Annotated in this window: 17 protein-coding genes; 8 read left to right on the top strand and 9 right to left on the bottom strand. The window is 63.9% G+C overall.

Features of this window, described 5'->3' with window-relative positions:
- Positions 1-9: 9 nt before the first annotated feature.
- Entirely contained in the window at positions 10-1,350 is a 1,341-nt protein-coding gene (gene rmuC / locus I6L33_RS05350) for a DNA recombination protein RmuC (protein ID WP_216973676.1), read from the bottom strand.
- A complete protein-coding gene (locus tag I6L33_RS05345; RefSeq protein ID WP_216973675.1) occupies positions 1,347-1,562 on the bottom strand; it encodes a hypothetical protein in 216 nt (71 codons plus the stop codon). The genes rmuC and I6L33_RS05345 overlap by 4 nt, the downstream gene beginning before the upstream one ends.
- Before the next feature lie 138 nt (positions 1,563-1,700).
- Between I6L33_RS05345 and I6L33_RS05340 the strand changes: the two genes are divergently transcribed.
- A complete protein-coding gene (locus I6L33_RS05340; protein WP_216973674.1) occupies positions 1,701-2,213 on the top strand; it encodes a ferredoxin-type protein NapF in 513 nt (170 codons plus the stop codon).
- A gap of 60 nt (positions 2,214-2,273) precedes the next feature.
- Here I6L33_RS05340 and I6L33_RS05335 read toward each other — a convergent pair whose 3' ends face one another.
- The 6 genes from I6L33_RS05335 to I6L33_RS05310 all read right to left on the bottom strand — a co-directional run bounded on the left by I6L33_RS05335 (position 2,274) and on the right by I6L33_RS05310 (position 8,862).
- Positions 2,274-2,726, bottom strand: coding sequence for an Rrf2 family transcriptional regulator (locus tag I6L33_RS05335; RefSeq protein ID WP_005307739.1), 453 nt, complete (start codon positions 2,724-2,726; stop codon positions 2,274-2,276).
- A 298-nt stretch (positions 2,727-3,024) separates the two neighbouring features.
- Positions 3,025-3,864: a PfkB family carbohydrate kinase gene (locus I6L33_RS05330; RefSeq protein WP_005307736.1), complete on the bottom strand. Its 840-nt coding sequence runs from the start codon at positions 3,862-3,864 to the stop codon at positions 3,025-3,027.
- A 119-nt stretch (positions 3,865-3,983) separates the two neighbouring features.
- Positions 3,984-5,099, bottom strand: coding sequence for an alanine dehydrogenase (gene ald / locus I6L33_RS05325; protein ID WP_010635456.1), 1,116 nt, complete (start codon positions 5,097-5,099; stop codon positions 3,984-3,986).
- A complete protein-coding gene (locus I6L33_RS05320) occupies positions 5,096-5,851 on the bottom strand; it encodes a glutamine amidotransferase (RefSeq protein WP_010635457.1) in 756 nt (251 codons plus the stop codon). The genes ald and I6L33_RS05320 overlap by 4 nt, the downstream gene beginning before the upstream one ends.
- Positions 5,852-5,935: 84 nt before the next feature.
- Positions 5,936-7,432, bottom strand: coding sequence for a CoA-acylating methylmalonate-semialdehyde dehydrogenase (locus I6L33_RS05315; protein WP_216973673.1), 1,497 nt, complete (start codon positions 7,430-7,432; stop codon positions 5,936-5,938).
- A gap of 98 nt (positions 7,433-7,530) precedes the next feature.
- Complete coding sequence (locus I6L33_RS05310) at positions 7,531-8,862, bottom strand: aspartate aminotransferase family protein (protein ID WP_017778620.1); 1,332 nt, start codon at positions 8,860-8,862, stop codon at positions 7,531-7,533.
- Positions 8,863-9,047: 185 nt separating this feature from the next.
- Between I6L33_RS05310 and I6L33_RS05305 the strand changes: the two genes are divergently transcribed.
- The 6 genes from I6L33_RS05305 (at position 9,048) to I6L33_RS05280 (ending at position 14,286) form a co-directional block, all read left to right on the top strand.
- On the top strand, positions 9,048-9,590 hold the full coding sequence (locus tag I6L33_RS05305; RefSeq protein WP_005307724.1) for a cupin domain-containing protein: 543 nt from the start codon (positions 9,048-9,050) through the stop codon (positions 9,588-9,590).
- Positions 9,591-9,850: 260 nt separating this feature from the next.
- Positions 9,851-11,347: an aldehyde dehydrogenase gene (locus I6L33_RS05300; RefSeq protein WP_216973672.1), complete on the top strand. Its 1,497-nt coding sequence runs from the start codon at positions 9,851-9,853 to the stop codon at positions 11,345-11,347.
- A 125-nt stretch (positions 11,348-11,472) separates the two neighbouring features.
- A complete protein-coding gene (locus I6L33_RS05295; RefSeq protein ID WP_005307716.1) occupies positions 11,473-11,646 on the top strand; it encodes a hypothetical protein in 174 nt (57 codons plus the stop codon).
- A gap of 125 nt (positions 11,647-11,771) precedes the next feature.
- Positions 11,772-12,674, top strand: coding sequence for an EamA family transporter RarD (rarD, locus tag I6L33_RS05290; RefSeq protein ID WP_017766217.1), 903 nt, complete (start codon positions 11,772-11,774; stop codon positions 12,672-12,674).
- A 66-nt stretch (positions 12,675-12,740) separates the two neighbouring features.
- Positions 12,741-13,559 (top strand): AraC family transcriptional regulator, encoded by an 819-nt coding sequence (locus I6L33_RS05285; RefSeq protein WP_042050269.1) that lies wholly within the window; start codon positions 12,741-12,743, stop codon positions 13,557-13,559.
- Positions 13,560-13,638: 79 nt separating this feature from the next.
- Positions 13,639-14,286, top strand: a complete 648-nt coding sequence (locus I6L33_RS05280) for a LysE family translocator (protein ID WP_216973671.1) — start codon at positions 13,639-13,641, stop codon at positions 14,284-14,286.
- 99 nt (positions 14,287-14,385) lie between these two features.
- Here I6L33_RS05280 and mgtA read toward each other — a convergent pair whose 3' ends face one another.
- Positions 14,386-17,148: a magnesium-translocating P-type ATPase gene (gene mgtA / locus I6L33_RS05275; protein ID WP_216973670.1), complete on the bottom strand. Its 2,763-nt coding sequence runs from the start codon at positions 17,146-17,148 to the stop codon at positions 14,386-14,388.
- Between the two features lie 1,232 nt (positions 17,149-18,380).
- On the opposite strand from mgtA, the gene I6L33_RS05270 reads away from it, so the two are divergent.
- On the top strand, positions 18,381-19,490 hold the full coding sequence (locus I6L33_RS05270; RefSeq protein WP_216973669.1) for a YeeE/YedE thiosulfate transporter family protein: 1,110 nt from the start codon (positions 18,381-18,383) through the stop codon (positions 19,488-19,490).
- Positions 19,491-19,555 lie beyond the last annotated feature (65 nt).

The raw sequence follows: 19,555 nt of genomic DNA, 5'->3' as shown, positions 1-19,555 counted from the left end.
GGCCCCACCTCACTCGGCCGGGTCTTCCCGCTCCAGCGCCCGGTTGACCAGCGGCTCCGGCAGGGTCTTGGTCACCTCCACCCCCAGCTCGCGAAAGCGCTCCACCTGGGCGATCAGGTTGCCGCGGCCGTTCACCAGCCGCCCCATCGCCTTGTCGTAGCTCTCCTGCGCCTTGTGCAGGCTGCCCCCCAGTTGCTGCATCTCCTCCACGAACAGCCGCAGCTTCTCGTAGAGGCGGCCGGCCCGCTCGGCGATCTGGCGGGCATTCTGGTTCTGCCGTTCGTAGCGCCACAGATTCTCTATGGTGCGCAGCGCCACCATCAGGTTGGTGGGGCTCACCAGCAGGATGTTGTTGTCGAGACCGTAGCGCACCAGCGAGGGGTCGGCCTCCACCGCGGTGAGGAAGGCGGGCTCCACCGCCACGAACATCAGCACGTAATCGAGGGTGCGCACCCCGGGCAGCTGCTGGTAATCCTTGCGGCCCAGCTCGCGGATGTGGTTGCGTACCGAGGCGACGTGCTCTTTCAGCGCTACCGCCTTCTCCAGCTCGTCAGCGGCGTTGTACCAGCGCTCATAAGCGGTCAGCGACACCTTGGCATCGATGATGATGTCCTTGTCCTGCGGCAGGTGGACGATGACGTCGGGCTGATAGCGCTTGCCCTTGTCCACCTCGATGTTGACCTGGGTGTGGTACTCGTGACCCTCGCGCAGACCGCATTCGCTGAGGATGCGCGCCAGCACCACCTCGCCCCAGTTGCCCTGCTGCTTGCTGTCGCCCTTGAGGGCGCGGGTCAGCGCCGCCGCCTCCTCGGTCATGCGGGCGTTGAGCTCGGCGAGGCGCTCCAATTCGAACTTGAGGCTGTGGCGCTGGGCCGTCTCCTGGGCGTGGGTCTCCCCCACCTGACGGCGAAAGCCCTCCAGCTGCTCTTTCAGCGGGGTAAGCAGCAGATCCAGGCTGTTCTGGTTCAGTTCGCGGAAGTTGCCCGAGTTTTGCTCGAAGATCCGGTTGGCGAGGTTCTCGAACTGCTGGCTGAGGCGAGCCTCCGCCTCCTGTTGCAGTTGCAGCTTCTCGGCGGCGGCCAGCCGCTCGCTGCGCAGGGTGGCCTCGGCATCCTTGAGACGGGCGGTGAGCTTGATGAGCAGGGTCTGCTGCTGATCCAGCTTCTGCTGGCCCAGCAGCCGCTCATCCTGCAGCTCGTCATAACGCTCCTGCAGCATCTGCAGGCGCTCCTGGCTCAGCAGCAATTCCCGGGCTTGCGCCGTGCCGCTGCGCCGCCCGATCCCCCAGCCAATGCCGATGGCCAGCAGCGCACCCGGCAGCAGCAGGGCCCAGAGCCCGGGCTCGATCATTTGCGACCCCGTTGGCGCAGGAACAGCTCGAGATAGCGGTTGAGCAGCAGCCAGAACAGCACGTAGAGCAGATAGGCGGCCAGCACCACCCACTTGTGGCTGTTAACCCCGGTGTCGAGCTCGACGAATTCGATCCCCTTGATGCGGCAATAGCCCCACATCAGCAAGGGGAAGATATAGAGCAGAGAAGCACGCCACAGAAATAACCACATGAGTTCATTCAATCCTGCAAAAAGACCCGCCTAGCTTACACAAGGGCAACCCGGCTTGCGATCCTGGCCGGCGCTATTCTCTGGCTTGCAAAGGGAAACTTGGATAAAATTAACCCCTAATAGGTATCAGGGGTGGGCATGACGCATTTTTTCTGTCGCTGGCTGACGCAGGCATTGGGAGGCTCCCGCAAACCCGAGGTGGTTTGCCATGAAGCCCGTCCCCCCTGGGCCATCGAAGAGTCCCAGTTCCTCTCCCTCTGCTCCCGCTGCGGCGAATGCTTCAAGGCCTGTCCCAACGGCCTGCTCAAGCCGGCCACCCAGCCCGAATACGACGGCAGCCCCATAGCCGGCACGCCCGTGCTGGATCTCGCCTGCGGCCAGTGCAGCTATTGCGGCAGCTGCGCCAGAGCCTGTCCGACCGGCGCCCTCGACCTGCAGCTGGGCCGCCAGGTGCAGACCCGGGTGCGGATCGAGGCAAGCTGTCAGGCCCGCCAGGGCTTCTACTGCCTGCTCTGTGAAGATGCCTGCCCCCAGCAGGCGATCAAGGCCTGCGCCGACGGCGTCAGCATCAACATGGCGGCCTGCGACGGTTGCGGCGCCTGCGGCCTCGCCTGCCTGCACGGCGCCATCACCCTGATCCCCCAGCCCTGATCCCGCGTCCGGCGCAAACGACAAAGGGGCCCGCGGGCCCCTTTGTCGTGATTGCCTGGCTTATGCCATGGCCAGAATGGAATCCTGTTCGATGCCGAGCAGGTGGCAGAGCCGGGTCGGGTCGCGCACCGCATCGGCCAGGGTGTATTCGCCCAGCACCTCGAGGAAGGCGTTCATGGCGCGGCGCAAAATGCCCTGGATGCGGCAGCCACCGGAGAGGCGGCAGTTTTCACGCTTGCAGTCCACCGGGCAGAGCACGTGCTCCATATCCATCACCACGTCGCGCAGGTTGATGGAGACGGCGGAGCGACCGAGCCGGATGCCGCCATGCTTGCCACGCACCGTCTCTATGTACCCCTTGATGCCGAGCTGGTGGACAATCTTGACCACGTGGTTGCGGGAGATGCCAAAGGTATCGGCCACCTCTGTGATGGTCGACAGGCGATCTCCCGGCTGGACGGCCAGAAAGGTGAGGGTACGCAGGGCATAGTCGGTAAATCGTGTCAGTTGCATGGTCGCACTTGCCTCTTACTACAAGCCAGAAATCAGGACGACGACCTAAAGCTAAGAGGTAGGGGAACTCCTGCGCCCGCGCAGCGTCCGCCTCTTAATCTGAGTCGTGGAGGTCAAGGTTAAGAGCAGCTCAGGCGGGTGTCGATGAAGATGCACATAAATCGACACTTTCTTTGATTGATCGCAAACTTGCAGGGTTAGCCCAAGGTTTTGGCGGGTTTTGACGGTTAAATTCGCCGGTTTCCTCCCTCGCCCCCGCCGATGCTACCATGTGTCATTCGCAACCGTTTTTGCCGATTCAATGGGGCTGCTTGAGCCAGTTCTTCAGGGCGCTGGAAGGGATGGAACTCTCGGAGGCGACCGCAAAAGCGCCCCAGTCCACCGCGCACTGCAGCGCCTCCCGGATCGCCATGCCCCGCGCCAGCCCGTGGATCAAACCGCCGGCGAAGGCATCCCCCGCCCCCGTGGTGTCCACCACCGATACCGGCCGCGCCGCCACCCGGATCTGCTCCTCGCCGTGAATGGCCACCGCCCCCGCCTTGCCTTCGGTCAGTACCAGCCAGGCCAGCTGCTCGCCGGCGATCTGGCGGGCATGCTGCCAGAGGTCGTCCACCTCGCCGAGATCGGAACGGGAGGCCACCAGCACGTGGCAGGGGCGACGCGCCTGGCCGCCCTTGGGGTACTGGGCCACCACGAAGCTCTTACCGAGCATCTGGCGCATGTAGCCGATGATGGCGGTGCCGGGATAGTTCACGTAGAGGCAGTCCACCCCCTCGCTCGGCAGATCCCCCGGCAGATCCGGGCGCCGTGGCCGCCTGAGGATGGTGCGCTCGCCGGTGGAGTCCACCAGGATCAGCAGCTCGCCGGTCTCGCCGCCGAAGCGCTCCACATGGCTGCAGTCCAGGCCGTAGCCCGCCGCCTGCTCCAGCAGCCAGTCGCCGGTTTCGTCCAGCCCGATGCGCGACGCTATGGTCACCTCGTGGCCGGCCCACACCAGCCCGATGCCGGTGTTGGCGGCGCCACCGCCGAGCCGGCGGCCCTGATCCACGTACTGCAGGCGGGCACCGGCCACCAGGGGTTCGGAGAGGGAGAGCACGTGATCACAGTTGAGATTGGCGAGCAGCAGAATGCGGGACATGAAGAGACCTCACTGACAGGGGAGCCCAGTATATGAGAAAGGGCCGCAGCGGCCCTCCCTGAAATCGCGGGGTTTGTGAGCCCGCTCGACGTTTGCCGGGCGGGCCCGCGACGGCTGCGTCAGTCCAGAACCGCCTCGGCGCTGACGTACTCGTAGCCGAGCGCCTGCGCCACCGCCGCCTGGGTGATCTTGCCCTTGAACACGTTCAGACCGGCTCGCAGGTGGCGATCCTCCTGCAACGCCCGGGCATAGCCCTTGTCCGCCAGCGCCAGCACGAACGGCAGGGTGGCGTTGGTCAGCGCGAAGGTGGAGGTGCGCGCCACCCCGCCCGGCATGTTGGCCACGCAGTAGTGGATGATGCCGTCCACCACGTAGGTGGGCTCCTCGTGGGTGGTCGGGTGGGAGGTCTCGAAACAGCCGCCCTGATCGATGGCCACGTCCACCAGCACCGAGCCCTTGCGCATCAGCTTGAGCATGTCCCGGGTCAACAGCTTGGGCGCCGCCGCCCCCGGGATCAGCACGGCACCGATCACCAGGTCGGCCTGGGCGATGCACGCCTCTATGTTGGTGCGGGTGGAGTAGAGAGTCTTGAGGGCCGGGCCGTACAGGCTGTCCAGCTCCCGCAGTCGCGGCAGGGAGCGATCCAGGATGGTGACGTCGGCCCCCAGTCCCAGCGCCATGCGCGCCGAGTTGACGCCGACCACCCCGCCACCCAGCACCACCACCTTGGCGGGTGCCACTGCAGGCACCCCGCCCAGCAGGGTGCCGTTGCCCCCCTGCGCCTTCTCCAGGCTGTGGGCGCCGGCCTGGATCGCCATCCGTCCCGCCACCTCGGACATGGGCGCCAGCAGCGGCAGGCCGCCGCGATCGTCTGTTACCGTCTCGTAGGCGATGGCCACCGCCCCTGAGTGCACCAGCAGCTGGGTCTGCACCGGATCCGGCGCCAGGTGCAGGTAGGTGAACAGCAGCTGACCCGGTCTGAGCAGCTCGCACTCCTCCGGCTGGGGCTCCTTCACCTTCACTATCATCTCGGCCCGGGCGAAGATCTCCGCCGCGCTGGCCACCAGTTCGGCACCGGCTGCCTGGTACTCGGCGTCGGACAGCCCGATCGCCTCGCCTCCCTGCTGCTGCACCAGCACCTTGTGTCCCCGGGCCGTCAGCTCCTGCACTCCGGCGGGAGTCATGCCGACCCGGTATTCATGGTTTTTGATTTCCTTGGGTACGCCAATAATCATGCTCGCTCTCCTGCTGTGATCCCGCCGGCGGCCGTGTCGGCGCCGGGCAGGATGCCCAAAAATTGCAACAACCACTGCATCATGGTGGCCGAATCCACCTCTCCCTCCAGCGAGGAGAGGCTGCGCTGATAGCGGTCATCGGACAGGAAGTCCCGCCGCCGCTCAATCAGCGCCCGGTTGTACGCCACCGAGAATTCCGGATGTCCCTGGATGGCCACTATGTGGTCACCCTGCAAAAACATGAAATTGGGACAAAAATCATTGCCCGCCAGCCGGGTGGCCCCCGGTGGCAGCTGCTCCACCTGATCCTGGTGACTGGCCAGGATCCGGATGGTCTCGAGCCCGGGTTCCATCCAGGGTTGCCTGGCCAGCATGGGATGGACCGACACCCCCAGCCCCCAACCCTTGGTGGACTTCACCACCTCGCCCCCCAGCGCCTGGGCGATCACCTGGTGGCCGAAGCAGACCCCCGCCAGCTTGACGTCGGCATCGTGGGCGCGCCGGATCCAGTCGCGCAGCGCCTGGATCCAGGGGATGTCACTGTAGGCATCGTGGCGCGAGCCGGTGATGAGCCAGGCATCGCACTCGTGCAGATCGGCCGGCAGCTCGCCATCGAGCGCCGACCAGACCCGAAATTCCAGCCCGGGGGCCAGGGCCCGGAAGCCCTTGATAAACATCTCGGAGTAAACGGGGCCGAAGTCCCCCGCCAAATCGGGGTCCAACCGGTCACAATCGAGAATTCCCAGTCGCATCTGTTACTCCTTCACAGTGATAGCGGCGAACGAAGGTGGATTCCTGCCACCGGGCCATGTCCGGGCTAGCTGCTGCATGGTTGATTACTTCATGGTCGGCATGGAGAACTCCGCGCCCGCCCGCAGGCTCTGGGGCCAGCGGGCAGTCACCGTCTTCATCCGGGTATAGAAGCGCACCCCATCCGGCCCGTGCATGTTGAGCGGCCCGAAGATGGACCGCTTCCAGCCGCCAAAGCTGTGAAACGCCATGGGCACCGGGATGGGAACGTTCACCCCTACCATACCGACCTGCACGCGAGCGGTGAAGTCCCGCGCGGTGTCGCCGTCGCAGGTGAAGATGGCGGTGCCGTTGCCGTACTCGTGCTCATTGATGAGCTTGAGCGCCGTCTCGTAGTCCGGCGCCCGCACGATGGCCAGCACAGGGCCGAAGATCTCCTCCCGGTAGATGCGCATCTCCGGGCTCACCCGGTCGAACAGGCTGCCGCCGATGAAGTAACCCTCGCCCTGGCTCAGGCCCCGGCCGTCCACTACCAGCTTGGCCCCCTCAGCCACCCCCTGATCCACATAGCCACGCACCTTGGCCAGGTGCTCGCGGCTGATGAGGGGCCCCATCTCGTTCTCCGGGCTCTGGCCCAGCCCCGGGCCCACCCGCAGCGCCGCCACCAGCGGCGACAGCCTGGCCACCAGCGCATCGGCGGTGTCGTCACCCACCACCACGGCCACCGAAATGGCCATGCAGCGCTCGCCGGCGGCGCCGTAGGCCGCCCCCATCAGGGCGGAGACCGCCTGATCGAGATCCGCGTCCGGCATCACCACCATGTGGTTCTTGGCGCCGCCCAACGCCTGTACCCGCTTGCCGTGGGCCGAGGCGGTGGCATAGATGTACTGGGCAATGGGGGTGGAGCCGACGAACGACACGGCACCGACCCGCGGGTCGGTCAGCAGCACGTCCACCACCTCCTTGTCGCCGTTGACCACGTTGAGCACCCCGTCCGGCAGGCCCGCCTGCTTGAGCAGCTCGGCCATGCGCAGGGAGAGGGAGGGATCCTTCTCGGAGGGCTTGAGGATGAAGGTGTTGCCGCAGGCGATGGCCACCGGAAACATCCAGAGCGGCACCATGGCCGGGAAGTTGAACGGAGTGATGCCGGCGCAGACCCCCACCGGCTGCATCATGGAGTGACTGTCGACCCCGCGGCCCACGTTGAGGGAGTGCTCCCCCTTGAGCAGATGGGGAATGCCGCAGGCAAACTCCACCACCTCCAGACCCCGGGTCAGCTCGCCCTGGGCGTCGGAAAACACCTTGCCGTGCTCGCGACTGATCAGCCGCGCCAGATCATCCCTGTGCTGCTCCATCAGCTCCTTGAAGCGAAACAGTACCCGGGCCCGCACCAGGGGCGGGGTCTGCGCCCAGTCGGCCAGGGCGCGCTCAGCGCTGGCGATGGCATCCTGGCACTCGGCGGCGGTGCTGAGCACCACCTGGCCCTGCTGCTGGCCGGTGGCCGGGTTGAAGATGGCCCCGAAGCGCTCGCTGCGGCTCTCGGTCGTCTCGCCGTCGATGAAGTTGCTGACCCTGTATGTCATAAATCCTCCGTGATGGGTTATTCGTCCCTGCCCGCGCCGTCCCGGGGAGCAGGCACGGGCAAGTGGCGCCGCGACGGGCGCCATCAACCGGTTGAAAGTCAGTCCTGGGCCTGCAGGGCGTCCTGCAGCAGGGTGAAGAGATCGTCGATCTGGCTGCGCTCTATGATGAGGGGCGGCGACAGGGCGATGATGTCGCCGGTGACCCGAATCAGCGCCCCCTTCTCGAAGCAGCGCACGAACACCTCGTAGGCGCGCTTGCCCGGTGCATCCGGCATGGACTCGAGCTCGATGCCCGCCACCAGCCCGTAGTTGCGCACATCCTTCACGTGCTTGCAGCCCTTCAGCGAATGGGCCGCCTCCTCCCAGTAACCCGCCAGATCGGCGGCGCGGCTCAGCAGGTTTTCGTTGCGGTAGATCTCGAGGGTCGCGAGGCCCGCGGCGGCGGCCACCGGATGGCCGGAGTAGGTGTAGCCGTGGAACAGCTCGATGGCCCCCTTGCCGGCCGCCATCATGTCGTCATAGATGTGGTTCTGTACCAGCACGGCGCCCATGGGGATGGCCCCGTTGGTGAGCCCCTTGGCACAGGTGATCATGTCGGGGATGACGTCGAACTCCTGGGCGGCGAAAGGAGAGCCGAGGCGGCCGAAACCGGTGATCACCTCGTCGAAGATGAGCAGGATGCCGTGTTTGGTGCAGATCTCCCGCAGCCGCTTGAGGTAGCCCTTGGGCGGCATCAGCACGCCGGTACTGCCGGCGATGGGTTCGACGATCACCGCCGCTATGTTGCTGGCGTCGTGCAGGAAGACGATCTTCTCCAGCTCGTCGGCCAGCGCCACATCCTCCTCGGGCAGCCCCTTGGTGAAGGCATTCTTGGCGATGTTGAGGGTGTGGGGCAGGTGATCCACCCCGGTCAGCAGGGAGCCGAACCACTTGCGGTTGCCGGGAATGCCCCCCACCGAGATGCCGCCGAAGCCGACCCCGTGGTAGCCGCGTTCACGGCCGATGAGCCGGGTACGGGTGCCCTGGCCGCGCGCCCGCTGCCAGGCCAGCGCGATCTTGAGCGCGGTATCCACCGATTCCGATCCTGAATTGGTATAGAAGACGTGGCCGAAGCCCTTGGGGGCGATCTCCACCAGCCGGTTGGCCAGCTCGAATGGCAGGGGGTGCCCCATCTGGAACGTGGGGGCAAAATCGAGGTGGGAAATCTGCTGGGAAACCGCCTCGGCAATCTCGCGCCGACCATGACCCGCGTTGCAACACCAGAGCCCGGCGGTGCCATCCAGTATCTTGCGGCCATCCTCTGAGTGATAATACATTCCCTCGGCCGACTTCAGGATGCGCGGCGCCGCCTTGAACTGCTGGTTGGCGGTAAACGGCATCCAGAAAGCGGACATGTCGGAGGGCGTATTGATGTCGCTGATCGGTTTCATGGTCACCTCATCCTTAAGGTGTTTAGTAACTATCGGCCAATGCCTATTAAATTAAACACCTAAAATCTTAAAAAAGGGCTCAAACTTGCCCCATATGGTGTCACCCGGCTAGCTGCTCTGAGCGGGGTGGTATAAGATATTTAACACAAATTTAATAATAGTAAACAGTCAAGGAGTGTCTATCGATGGATATCGGTCACCGCCTCAAGGCGGTTCGCACCAAAGCCGCCCTCTCCCAGCGCGAGCTGGCCAAACGCTCCGGTGTGACCAACGGCTTTATCTCCCAGATCGAGAAAAATCAAGTGAGCCCCTCGGTCGCCTCCCTGCGCAAGGTGCTGGAAGGGATCCCCATGTCGCTGGCCACCTTCTTCACCGATGAGACGGAGATGGACTCCGAGGTGATCTTCCGCGCCGCCGACATGCCGGATCTCGGCACCCACCCCATCAGCTACCGCCTGGTGGGCCACAGCCGCGCCAACCGCGCCATCGGCATGATGCAGGAGATACTGCCACCGGGCGCCGACACCGGCGACGACATGCTGAGCCACGAAGGCGAAGAGTGCGGCATCGTCATCCAGGGCCAGGTGGAGGTCACCGTCGGCGAGCAGGTCTATCTGCTGGCGCCGGGAGACGGCTACTACTTCGACAGCCGCACCCCGCACCGTTTTCGCAATGTGGATGAGCACGAATGCGTGCTGATCTCGGCCAACACCCCCGCCAGCTTCTAAGCCATGAGAGGGGAGATCCCGCCCCTCGGCGGACCCAGCAGCACGACCAGCCCCTTAGCACCGGCCTGCGGTTCGGCAGGCGTCGATGGCCACTCTTGCGGTGCGGTTTGCCCTGCCGGATACCCTCGCCGGGACGGATTCCGGATGAGGCCAAACCGGCAAGGTGTTTAACGAATTGTTACAAGATGGATTTACAAGCGGCAGGATGTTTAGCATATTGATACGCGGAAACTGACTTTTTGCCGGTTCAAGGAGTGAACATGAGTGACCTGACCCTGGCCCAGTGGCAACACAAGGCCTCCCACCTGACCCTGCCCTCGCAAGCCTTCATCGACGGCAGCTACCGGGACGCCATCAACGGCGCCACCTTCGACTGCATCAACCCGGCCAACGGCAAGCTGCTGACCAAGGTTGCCGCCTGCGACGCCGCCGATGCCGAACTGGCGGTGCAGGCCGCCCGCGCCGCCTTTGACGACAAACGTTGGAGCGGTCTGTCGCCCAAGCAGCGCAAGCAGGTCCTGCAGCGCTTCGCCGAACTGATGCGGCTCAATCTGGTGGAGCTGGCGCTGCTGGAATCGCTCGACATGGGCAAGCCCATCGGTGACGCCATGGGCTATGACGCCCCCGCCGCCGCCAACTGCATCGCCTGGAACGCCGAGGCCATCGACAAGATCTACGATCAGGTCGCGCCGGTCGAGGAGTCCGCCCTGGCGCTGGTGACCCGCGAGCCGCTCGGCGTCGTGGCCGCCATCGTCCCCTGGAACTTCCCGCTGGTGATGGCCTGCTGGAAGCTGGGGCCGGCGCTCGCCACCGGCAACTCGGTGATCCTGAAACCCTCCGAGAAATCCCCGCTCACCGCCTTGCGCATCGCGGGTCTGGCCAAAGAGGCCGGCATCCCCGACGGCGTGTTCAACGTGCTGCCCGGCTTCGGCCACACGGTCGGCGAAGCGCTGGCCATGCACATGGACGTCGACTGCATCACCTTCACCGGCTCCACCAAGATCGGCAAGCATCTGGTGCAGTGCTCCGGCAAGTCCAACCTCAAGCGCGCCTTCATGGAGTGCGGCGGCAAGAGCCCCAACATCATACTGGCGGATGCGCCGGATCTGGACGCCGCCGCCCGCAGCGCGGCCGGCGCCATCTTCTACAACCAGGGCGAGGTGTGCACCGCCGCCTCCCGCCTGCTGGTGCAAAACAGCATCAAGCCGCAGTTCATGGAGCGGCTGCTGGCCCATGCCCGCGAGTGGATCTCGGCCAACCCGCTCGACCCCACCACCCGCATCGGCGCCATGGTGGACCACATCCAGATGGAGCAGGTGCTCAACTACATCGCCATCGGCCAGCAGCAGGGCGCCAAGCTGCTGCTGGGGGGCAAACGCACCAATACCGAGAGCGGCGGCTTCTATATCGAGCCCACCATCTTCGATGAGGTGACCCCAGAGATGCGCATCTTCCGCGAGGAGATCTTCGGCCCCGTGCTGGCGGTGACCGGCTTCGACACCCTGGAAGAGGCCATTGCGCTGGGCAACGACACCGACTACGGTCTGGCGGCCGCAATCTGGACGGCGGATCTCAACAAGGCGGTGAAGGGCTCCCGCGCCCTGCGCGCCGGCACCGTGTTCGTCAACAACTGGGATGGCGGCGACATGACCATGCCGTTCGGCGGTTTCAAGCAGTCCGGCAACGGTCGTGACAAGTCGCTGCATGCGCTGGAGAAGTACACCGAGCTGAAAAGCACCTGGATCCAGCTCGAATAGCATCAGAAATAACGCTCATTTATCGAAAAGGGGGAGAAATCCCCCTTTTTCATTTTTACCCTTTCATCGCCGGCCTCAATCGATATAATCATCAAATAGACAAGCCCTTAAATATAAAGATAAAAATGTTATTTTTTCTGGGAAGTGTACTGTTTCTGGTAATAGGACTGCCGCTGCTGTTCTACATACTGGGACACGGTGAGGCCTACGTGACCTGGGGTCCGTGGATCTCTGCCATCGCACTCATGCTGTGGCTGCTGCTGGACGTGGACAAGATCCGCCGCGGCGGAGGCCGCTGAGCCGGGCAGTACGCCGTTAAAATCCGCTGATCACCATTTATTCGCTTCTTTCCCCGCAAAAGGATCGCTACACTGATTTTTTGCGATGCGTTCCAGCATCCGCCTCTCCAGTGAAGGTTATCCGCATGCAGCAACACGTTCAGCGCCAGGGCGTCATCTACGCCTTGTGCGCCTATACCCTTTGGGGCCTGGCGCCCATCTACTTCAAGACCATCGCCGCCGTGCCGGCCGCCGAGATCCTGACCCATCGCATGATCTGGTCGTGCGCCCTGCTGCTGGTGCTGACCCTGCTCGGCCGCCAGTGGCACAAGGTGCAGGCGGTACTGCGCCAGCCGAAAGTGCTGCTCACCCTGGCCTTTACCTCCATCACGGTCGGCGGCAACTGGCTGCTGTTCATCTGGGCCATCAACAACGGCCACATGCTGGATGCCAGCCTCGGCTACTACATCAACCCGCTGTTCAACGTGCTGCTCGGCATGTTGTTCCTGAGCGAGAAGCTGCGCCGGCTGCAGTGGTGGGCGGTGGGACTGGCGGCGATCGGTGTCGCCATCCAGATCATCGCCTTCGGCTCCCTGCCGTGGATCGCGCTGGTGCTGGCCTCGAGCTTCGCCATCTATGGCCTCATTCGCAAGAAGCTGGCCCTCGACGCGCTGACCGGCCTCTTGATCGAGACCCTGATCATGCTGCCGCCGGCCGCCATCTATCTGTGGGGCATCGCCGACAGCCCCACCAGCCATCTCACCCAGAATGACTGGCACCTCAACCTGTTGCTGATCGCCGCCGGTGCCGTCACCACGGCGCCGCTGCTCTGCTTCACCGCCGCGGCCACCCGGCTCAAGCTCTCCACCCTGGGCTTCTTCCAGTACATAGGCCCCAGCCTGATGTTCATCCTGGCGGTCACCCTCTATGGCGAGGCGCTGGCGCTGGACAAGATGATCACCTTCGCCTTCATCTGGAGCGCGCTGGTGCTGTTCAGTCTGGACGGGCTGCGCAGCGGCAAACGCCGGCAGGCTGCGGAGCAGGCTTGACGGTACTCCGCCCGGCGCTGCAATAATCTACAAGCCCATGCCCGGGTTTCAGGTTATCAATAGCCGATGAGCGCACCCCAATCCCGCATCCACTACTGGCAATCCCGGCTGCTGCCGGGAGTTGAACTCTCCCACTCCCACCACAGGGAGTTCAGCTATGGCCGCCATGTTCACCTGGACTACCACATAGGTCTGGTGCAGCAGGGCGGCCAGAAATTCATCCACAAGGGCAACAGCCACCACCTGGTGCGCGGCGAGCTCTCCACCGTCAACCCGGACGAGATGCACGACGGCCTCAGCCTGCGGCCGGAAGGGTACGAGGTGCGGGTGTTCGCCATCGCCCCCGAGCAGCTGGCCCGCTGGCTGCCAGACAGCCCGGAACCCTTCTTCGACAAGGGGTTGCAGAGCCGCCCCGATCTCTATCAGGGCTTCGCCCGGCTGCACATGTACCTGGACAACCCCAGCCCCGACGGCCTGCTGGCGGAGAGCCAGCTGCTGGCTCTGCTCGGCGAGCTGCTGCACATAGCACCGGAGCGCCACGCCCTGGCCGACCCCCAGCTCAGGTACCTGCGCGACTATCTGATGGCCCGGCTGGATGAGCGCCACAGTCTGGAGGATCTGGCCGCCCTGTTCGGGCTGGATCGCTTCGCCTTTCTGCGCCAGTTCAAGAAGAAGACCGGCATGACCCCCTACGCCTGGCTCAAGCGGCTGCGGCTCGAGCAGAGCAAGCGCCTGCTCGGCAGCGGCCTGCCGGTGAGCGAGGTGGCTCTGGCGGTCGGTTTCTTCGATCAGAGCCACTTCCATCACGGTTTTCGCCAAGCGTTCGGCCTCACCCCCGCCGATTTTCGCCAGCAGATGCAGGCCGCCATTGGGCGCACCGACTAACTCCGCACTGCAATCTTTTACAATCCCGCGACTCCACAATCCGCCATGCTGTGAACTCGATACTGTCGCAGAGGTTTCCATGTTCACCAGCCTGTTTCTGACCATAGGTCTCATCCACCTCATCGCCCTGGCGAGCCCGGGCCCCGACTTCGCGCTGATCCTGCGCACCAGCCTGCACAGGCCCACCGCCCTCGGCGCAGCGCTGGGCATCGCCCTGGCGATTGTGGTACATGCCACCCTCAGCCTCACCGGCATCAGCCTGCTGATTGCCGAACACCCCTGGCTATTCATGACGGTGAAGGTGGTCGGCGCCCTCTATCTGGGATGGCTCGGCTGGGGGGCGCTGAAGGCGGCCTGGCACAGCTCGGCCGAGCTCGCCCTGCACGCCGGCGGCGAAGCACAGGGCTGGCGCAAGGGGGTGCAGCGCGGCATTGCCACCAACCTGCTCAACCCCAAGGCGCTGCTGTTCTTCATGGGGCTGCTGGCCGCCATGGTGACGCCCCAGGTGGACGGCCTGACCCGCGGCCTGCTGGTGCTGGAGCTGTTCCTGCTCTCGCTGGTCTGGTTCGGGGGGCTGGCCTGGAGTCTCTCCACCGTGCGGGCCCAGCGCCTGCTCGGCCGCGTGCAGCGTCCACTCAATCTGGTCACCGGCCTGCTGTTTGGCGCGGTCAGCCTCTCCATCCTGACCGGCATGGCCGGCGAGGCCTCTGCCCTGGTCCTGCATTGACCCCTGTCTTGCAGACATGAAAAAGAGGGATGGCCCGGGCCATCCCTCTTTGCGTTCATGGCTCCTGGCCGGGTAACCGGCCCTCTCACTCACCCTTCATCAGAACCACTGACCGTGGCGCTTGATATAGAGGGTCTTGACGGTCTGGGTCAGCCCCATGTAGGCCAGCATGGTGATCACCAGCCACATGAAGTACTTGGGCGCATCCAAGGTGATGAAGCCGAAGTGCTCAGCCAGCGGCGAGAACGGCAGGTAGCAGCCGATGGCGATGGCGATCGAGGTGGAGAGCAGCACCGGCAGGGTGGCGGTACTCTGCAGGAAGGGGATCTTGCGAGTACGCAGCATATGCACCACCAGGGTCTGCGACACCAGCCCCTCAATGAACCAGCCGGAGTTCATGATGGCCTGACCGTTGACCAGCGGATCCATGCTGCCGTTGGCGGTGGCATAGAGGGCGCCGGCGCCGAACACGAACCACATCAGGCAGTAGGTACTGATGTCGAACACCGAGGAGGTCGGGCCGAGCCACAGCATGAAACGCTTGATGTTGCTCGCCTCCCACTTGCGCGGCCGCTTGAGGAACTCGGGGTCCATCTTGTCCCACGGCAGCAGCATCTGGGAGACGTCGTACACCAGGTTCTGGATCAGCATCTGCATCGCCAGCATGGGCGCCCAGGGCAGCCAGGCGGAGGCCACCAGCACCGAGAAGACGTTGCCGAAGTTGGAGCTGGCGGTCATGTTGAGGTACTTCAGGATGTTGCCAAAGGTCTCCCGTCCCTTGATCACCCCCTCCTCCAACACCATCAGGCTCTTCTCCAGCAGGATGATGTCGGCGGTCTCCTTGGCGATGTCGGCACCGCTGTCCACCGAGATCCCCACGTCTGCATCCCGCAGCGCCGGCGCATCGTTGATGCCGTCACCGAGGAAACCGACGGTATTGCCGTTGGCCTGCAGCGCCTTCACCACCCGCGACTTCTGCAGTGGGGTGAGTTTGGCGAAGATGGTGGTCTGCTTGACCGCCTCGCACAGCGCCACGTCGTCCATCCCCTCAATATCCTTGCCGAGCAGCGGCACGCCGGGCGCCAGCCCCACATCACGACACACCTTGCTGGTGATGATGGGGTTGTCGCCGGTCAGCACCTTGACCGCCACGCCATAGTCGTTCAGCGCGCGGATGGCCGGCGCGGCCGAATCCTTGGGCGGATCGAAGAAGGTGAGGAAGCCGCGCACCACCAGCTTGGCCTCGTCGCGGGTCTGATAGCTCTGCTTGCACTCACCCGCCGGGATCTCGCGGGTCGCCACGATCAGCACCCGATAGCCCTCGGCGTTGAACTCCTCGCTCTGCCGCAGCAGAGCGCGGCGATCGGCGTCGGTCAGCTCCCTAACCTCCTGGCCATCGGCGATCTGGCTGGAGACGGCCAGCATCTCTTCCACCGCCCCCTTGGAGACCATCAGCTGCTGACCCAGATCGTCCTGCACAATCACCGACAGGCGCCGGCGCACGAAATCGAACGGCAGCTCGTCCACCTTGCGGTAGTTGGCCGGCTTGCAGCTCTCCCCCAGCGCATCGGCGTGCTCGACCACCGCGATGTCCATCAGGTTCTTCATGCCGCTCTGGTGAAAGCTGTTGAGCCAGGCCAGCTGCAGGATCCGGTCGTCCCGCTTGCCACGCACATCGTAGTGGTGCTCGAGGATGATCTTGTCCTGGGTCAGGGTGCCGGTCTTGTCGGTGCAGAGCACGTCCATGGCGCCGAAGTTCTGCACCGAGTTGAGCCGCTTCACCACCACCTTGCGCTTGGCCATGGCCACCGCGCCGCGCGCCAGGTTGGCGGAGACGATCATCGGCAGCATCTCGGGGGTGAGCCCCACCGCCACCGCCAGCGCGAAGGTGAGCGCCGACATCCAGTCGCCGCTGCTGACCCCGCTCAGCATGAAGACGATGGGCACCATCACCAGCATGAAGCGGATCAGCAGCTTGGTGACGCTGTTCACGCCGCGATCGAAGCTGGTCTCGATGCGCTTGTGGCTCACCACGTTGCGGGCCAGCGAGCCGAAATAGGTGTCGCTGCCGGTGGCCACCACCACGGCGCGGGCGGTGCCGCTCACCACGTTGGTGCCCATGAAGCAGATATTGGGCAGATCGAGCATCCCCCCCTCTGCTGCAGCGCTCCCTTCCGCCGACTTGCCGGCCACGGCGCCCAGGGTGTCGTACTTCTCCACCGGCAGCGCTTCGCCGGTCAGCACCGCCTGGCTGATGAAGAGATCGCGCGATTCGATCAGCTTGATGTCGGCCGGGATCATGTCCCCCGCCTGCAGGTGCACTATGTCGCCGGCCACCAGCTCGGTCATCGCCACTTCTTTACGCTGGGGGGCAACCCCGGGCGAGGGGCGACGCTGCACGGTGGCGGTATTGCGCACCAGCGACTTGAGCGCCTCGGCCGCCTTGGCGGAGCGGTACTCCTGCCAGAAGCGCAGCAGGCCGCTCAGGCCCACCATGACGCCGAGGATGATCACCTTGACCCAGTCCTCGTCGCCCGGCTCGGCCATCAGCACGTCCATCACATAGCTGACCAGCCCGAGCACGATCAGCACCATCACGAAGGGGTTCTTGAACGCCTGCAGCAGTTGGATCAGCGCATGAGGTGGCTTGTCGTGGGTCACCTCGTTGGGACCGAACTGGATCAGGCGGTTGGCGGCCTCGGTCGCGGTGAGGCCATCGATGTTGCCGCGCACGGCGGTGAGGGTGTACTCGAGGGACTTGTCGGCCTCGTCGAGCACCCGGGAGGAGAGCTTCTCCTTCTGGCTGCCCGGGGCGACGAACCCTCTCTGCTTGTGCCGGCTGGCGGTATGTTGTTGCTTCATGACTCTTTATCCTGATTTTTACGCGCAAGCGGGCGCTGTCGCGGGCCGGGCCTGGCGTCAGTACTGAAATCGAAGGCTGTGAACCCAACACAATGCCGGCACGGTCAATCGCCGCGCGCGGGACAGCCCGTCAGACACATGTCTGCCGTCGTGCCAACCGGCATGGTCAGGTCGGATCGGGGGTCAGGACACCGCATCCCGTCCCGCAGGGATCAGGAGTGGGCTGGCGTGGACCCCGAGGGTCTAGGTTTGGGCTCTTCGGTCATGGCGGTTCCTCCGAGTTGGGCTGCAGCAAGCCGGCCCGACATATCGAGGGCACAGCTGGTCATCGCCGGCGGACAAATCCGTGCGGCGGCATTATCGACAGGGCATGAATCGCGACGACGGCGACTCATTGCACAAAAGAAGATCAGGACAACGGCAAGCGACCATAACGGCATGATGGTCGAACAATAACGAGCTGCAGCTCATGGGCCGGTTCAGCAGGGAAACAACCGCACCCCATGAATATATTTCAAAATCACCAAGGCATATTTTGAAATATATATGGCAGAGGCTTTCATTATTTAAATTCGCAACCCGTCCTATCGAAAACAACATTGTTTTCAATACACACGGTTCATCCTGTTATTTCACGCCAGCCTGGCTGACCATGCTCACGAAGAAACCTTCGAGCGGCCATGACGGGCAGACACGTGCCCATTACCAAGGGCTCACGTGACAAGGCATGCAATTGCTGGGGCGCGAGGCGGCATGGCTCGCAGAGGGAGTGGAACAATCCGGTGAGCAACGCAGGTCCCGGCGGGACTGGGTTGCAAGAGTCGGGATGACTCGCTAGATGCCACACTCTGAGCGATCAGAGTGAGGGAGAAGAAGGGATATCAACCTCAGTTCTGATTAGCCCACATCGCGCTGTGCAATCGGCTACAACTGTCGCTGTCCATAATATCCTTCCACCTGTTGATAACACGCCAAGATTCTACCCAGAAATATTGGGTGGCGCAAAATATAAATTCATCTTTCGTCATCAAATTCCAATTCAAGACGGCAGAGATATTAATTATTGCGCGAAAACGGATTCATCCTCATTTCGCTCTGCAACACAGGGTTAATTGATCTGGATGGGGTTTTGCCCGAATATTCCGGCCATCCACCGGATCCGGGCTGGAATCGGACTCAATGTGGGAATAGGATGCACGGCTTCCATCCATGACGCACAGGAAACAACAGGCATGAATCGAAAATGGTCGCTCCCCATCGTGGCAATCGCGGGGGGAGCGTTACTCTGGCTCGGCAACACCTTTGGTATGAAATGGGCTCTGATGGCCCTGATCGGATTCGGCTTCGGCTTCACCCTCTCCTTCAGCCGCTTCGGCATCGTGTTCGGTTGGCGCGAGATGCTGACCAAGCGCAACAGCTACTACGTGCGGGTTCACCTGCTCACCATCGCCATCGAAATTCTGCTGTTCACCTGCTTCCTCTCCTTTAGCCACGCCCTGTTTGGCGATGCCATGGTGGGCAACGTGATGGCCATCGGCATTCCCTTCATCGTCGGCGCCTTCCTGTTCGGCATCGGCATGCAGCTGGCGGGCGTCTGCGCCACCGGCACCCTCTACTGCTGCGGCGAGGGGCAACCCCGCTTCTGGCTGGTGCTGCTCTGCTACGGCATCGGCACCCTGATCAGCAACCAGTTCCGCCCCGAACTGGAGGCCACCTTCTCCAGCCATGTGGTGCTGGCAAAAGACCTGACCGGCAATATCTGGAGCGGCATGCTGCTCAACCTGGCGCTGGTCGCCGCGCTGTTCCTGCTGTTTCGCAAGAGCGAACTCAAGCGCACCGGCGAACTCAAGCCCCTCTTCAGCGGCGGCAACCTGTTCTGGCGCGACGGCCGCTTCACCGTGCTGACCGGCGGCATCATCATCGCCGTGCTCAACTCCAGCGTGGTCGCTCTGCACGGCTCGGCCTGGACCATCACAGGCGCCGTCTATGACATGGCGCTGCGCGGTGCCTCCCTGTTCGGTCTGTTCGAGGGGCACCCCAAGCTGGCCCAGCCGCTCCTCATCAACCCCATGGTCGGCATGTTCTGGTTGGGGATCCTGGGGGCCATGCTGGCGCGCTGCATCAGCGGTGGCGGCCAATTCGCCCCGATGCGGCTTGGCAACAGCCTGGCCTCCATCCTCGGCGGCCTGCTGATGGGAATGGGCGCCATGTACAGCGCCTGCAACCTTGGCGGCTTCTTCGACGGCACGGCATCGGGCAGCCTGCACGGCTGGGTCTGGATGTTGATGGCCCTCGCCGGCAGCCTGATCGGCATCCGCCTGCGCCCGCTGTTCAGGCTCTGAGTCGCGAACCATCGATAACAACAACGGGGGCCAGGCCCCCGTTGTTGTTTCGGCAAACACCCCAT

Origin of the sequence: Aeromonas sp. FDAARGOS 1403, assembly GCF_019047325.1 — a bacterium.
Lineage (GTDB): Bacteria > Pseudomonadota > Gammaproteobacteria > Enterobacterales > Aeromonadaceae > Aeromonas > Aeromonas dhakensis.
The sequence above is the reverse complement of the archived record's forward strand: the minus strand, read 5'-3'. Positions and strand labels throughout refer to the sequence as shown.